The organism is Acinetobacter sp. VT 511 (genome assembly GCF_001077515.1).
GTDB lineage: Bacteria > Pseudomonadota > Gammaproteobacteria > Pseudomonadales > Moraxellaceae > Acinetobacter > Acinetobacter schindleri.
In genome coordinates this window covers 1-2,611 of record NZ_LFRE01000006.1, presented here as the reverse complement: position 1 = coordinate 2,611, position 2,611 = coordinate 1, and the positions used below count along the sequence as shown (strand labels likewise).

The window sequence follows — 2,611 nt, the reverse complement described above, 5'->3', positions numbered from 1 at the left end:
CTCTAAAATAAGTGCAGCTCTTGTCGGATCAGGCGTGGTCTTCTGGTTATGCGGCTGATCATCTGACACCCAGGCATAGTTCACAACTGGAGTATGTACTGTCACCGAGTTGATGCCCAGAATGGGGAACTTCTGATCCTGACCTCCGTTAACATTACCAGGGAGCAGTCCATACGTTATCTCACCCGTGGTTGGCTGGTTAGCTTTGTTCATCAATGTGTTCTTGATCGTCAGACGGTTCTGGTACAGAACAATATCCCCAATCATGCCAGGCTGGGGGATACTTCCCGGTTGCGGAGCGGTTTTGGTCACAGGAGCAGGATCCATAATTGTCGCTCCATTAAAGGTTACCTTGTCGTTATTAACGGTGTTCTCACGTAAACTGGGCGTCGATATCGACAACCTGCTGTGCTCCCAGCCGGACACCGGCGAGCAGGCACTGGAAATCTGTGACGCCCTGGCGCGTTCTGGCGCAGTAGACGTTATCGTCGTTGACTCCGTGGCGGCACTGACGCCGAAAGCGGAAATCGAAGGCGAAATCGGCGACTCTCACATGGGCCTTGCGGCACGTATGATGAGCCAGGCGATGCGTAGGCTGGCGGGTAACCTGAAGCAGTCCAACACGCTGCTGATCTTCATCAACCAGATCCGTATGAAAATTGGTGTGATGTTCGGTAACCCGGAAACCACTACCGGTGGTAACGCGCTGAAATTCTACGCCTCTGTTCGTCTCGACATCCGTCGTATCGGAATCCAGCCGGCAAAGTGGATGATTGCGGCGTTACCGGCAATGTTACCGATCGCCAGCAGGGCAAACAGCACAGTCAGGCTAAAGAAAACGAATTGCAGAACGCGTGCGCCTTTCAGCGTGCCGAAGAACATAAACAGCGTAAATACGCCCCACAGACCCAGGTAGACACCAAGGAACTGTGCATTTGGCGCATCGGTCAGACCCAGTTTCGGCATCAGCAGAATCGCAACCAGCGTCAGCCAGAAAGAACCGTAAGAGGTGAATGCGGTTAAACCGAAAGTGTTGCCTTTTTTGTACTCCAGCAGACCGGCAAAAATTTGCGCGATGCCGCCGTAGAAAATGCCCATGGCAAGAATAATACCGTCCAGAGCGAGAAGAGTTGTCTCTACGCTCACGATGGATGCAGAACCTTTGGGTGCTGCTCCCGGGACCCTGTAGGTAGAGACGTCAATAGCTTCGATCGCAACTTCCTGCGGCTTCTCCAACTGTGGAACCCACTGATAAGGAACTCGATACGAGCGATAGACCATATTGGTATTCCGCCCATCGGTGTAAGGAGAAACATACTCCCATACCAGCTCATGCTCCGCTGTCACTTCGAACAATCTGCCATTGGAACCCTCGGTTATTAGGGTGTTGCCGTTAGGTAAACGCTGGGCGGAACTGATGTATGGGCTATAAAATTTATAAGAATCCGTCGGAACCGAGAAACCTGCTTCTGCCGAGGTATACTGCCAGACAATCTCTCCCCTGGTATGACACAATTCATGCACCTTTTTACCTGGATCGGCAGCGAAATGCCAGTGGTCTTCATTACCATCATCGCCATGATTGTGTTGTACGTTTGCCTGCGACACAAACGCGAACTGCTCTTTCTGGCTTGTGTGCTTGCAGGTTCAACCCTGTTAAATGCATTGCTCAAACTGGTATTCCAGCGTGCCAGACCTACCATTAACCGGATTATCGAAGTGAGCGGCTATAGCTTCCCCAGTGGGCATTCTATGGCAGCATTTAGCCTGTACGGTGGACTGGCCTTTCTAATCTGGAAACATGTACCCACCGTAACAGGACGTGTGCTGCTGATTGTTGCCAGCGCCGTATTTATACTGACCATTGGATGTTTCATTTCCGCCTTGCTGATTAAATCCGTTATAGCCTGTACAGCTGTATGGTCCCCTGTCTGCTCCATCGCTTCACGCAGCGGAAGCAGAGGTTTGGCCATTTCTTTTGGGTAATCTGTTCTGGACATGACTGGCCTTCCCCCTGGCTCCTCTAATTTGACATCCGTTTCGACGTCTATCTCTTTTACAACATTTATTTTAACATTATCAAGTTTGAATTTGAACGGTTGGAATTGAATATACATAAATGGACGTATAAGTTCTATAATCTAAAAAAAATAAAACCGAACAAGTCGGTTTTATCTGTAATACGTTTTATACTCGGTATTTAGCAAATGCTTACGCCAAGTGTCTGTTGCATGAATGCTTTTCATGACTAAACGCTATGCATTAAGAGATGATCAGTGGTAGCAGATTAAGGATCTGTTTCCTGGACGAGCGATTACTGTTGGAGTAACTGCCAAAGATAACAGGCTATTTGTTGAAGCATTATTGTATCGGTATCGTTCAGGTATTCCATGGCGAGACTTACCCGAACGCTTTGTGGATTTTAGAGTTGTGCACACTCGCTTTAGCCGTTGGGCTAAAGCAGGCGTATGGCAGAAAGTTTTTGAAGGGCTATCACATGAAAGTGATAATGAATATGCCATGCTAGACTCAACAATTATGCGTGCTCATCAACACAGCGCCGGAAAAAAAAAGAACAGGCAATCGGACGCAGTAAAGGTGGTTTAAGTAC

General features: G+C 48.6%; 3 protein-coding genes and 2 pseudogenes. 3 read left to right on the top strand and 2 right to left on the bottom strand.

From position 1 onward, the window contains the following. Window positions 1-213 (bottom strand): hypothetical protein (locus ACS72_RS18305; RefSeq protein ID WP_212771644.1); only part of this gene is annotated, 213 nt, incomplete at its 3' end. A gap of 157 nt (window positions 214-370) precedes the next feature. On the opposite strand from ACS72_RS18305, the pseudogene ACS72_RS17060 reads away from it, so the two are divergent. Beyond that, window positions 371-751, top strand: a pseudogene (locus tag ACS72_RS17060) (DNA recombination/repair protein RecA); the annotation flags it as partial. On the opposite strand, the gene ACS72_RS18545 reads toward ACS72_RS17060, so the two are convergent. Continuing rightward, complete coding sequence (locus tag ACS72_RS18545) at window positions 715-1,098, bottom strand: acetate uptake transporter (protein WP_249888230.1); 384 nt, start codon at window positions 1,096-1,098, stop codon at window positions 715-717. The pseudogene ACS72_RS17060 and the gene ACS72_RS18545 overlap by 37 nt on opposite strands. Before the next feature lie 420 nt (window positions 1,099-1,518). Between ACS72_RS18545 and ACS72_RS17055 the strand changes: the two genes are divergently transcribed. Next, complete coding sequence (locus tag ACS72_RS17055; RefSeq protein ID WP_212771642.1) at window positions 1,519-1,986, top strand: phosphatase PAP2 family protein; 468 nt, start codon at window positions 1,519-1,521, stop codon at window positions 1,984-1,986. A gap of 300 nt (window positions 1,987-2,286) precedes the next feature. Next, window positions 2,287-2,611, top strand: a pseudogene (locus ACS72_RS00125) (IS5 family transposase); the annotation flags it as partial.

Excerpts from the sequence above, each read along its gene's own strand:
- ACS72_RS18545 (WP_249888230.1), bottom strand. The coding sequence starts at position 1,098 with ATGGGCATTTTCTACGGCGGCATCGCGCAAATTTTTGCCGGTCTGCTG.
- ACS72_RS17055 (WP_212771642.1), top strand. The coding sequence starts at position 1,519 with ATGCACCTTTTTACCTGGATCGGCAGCGAAATGCCAGTGGTCTTCATT.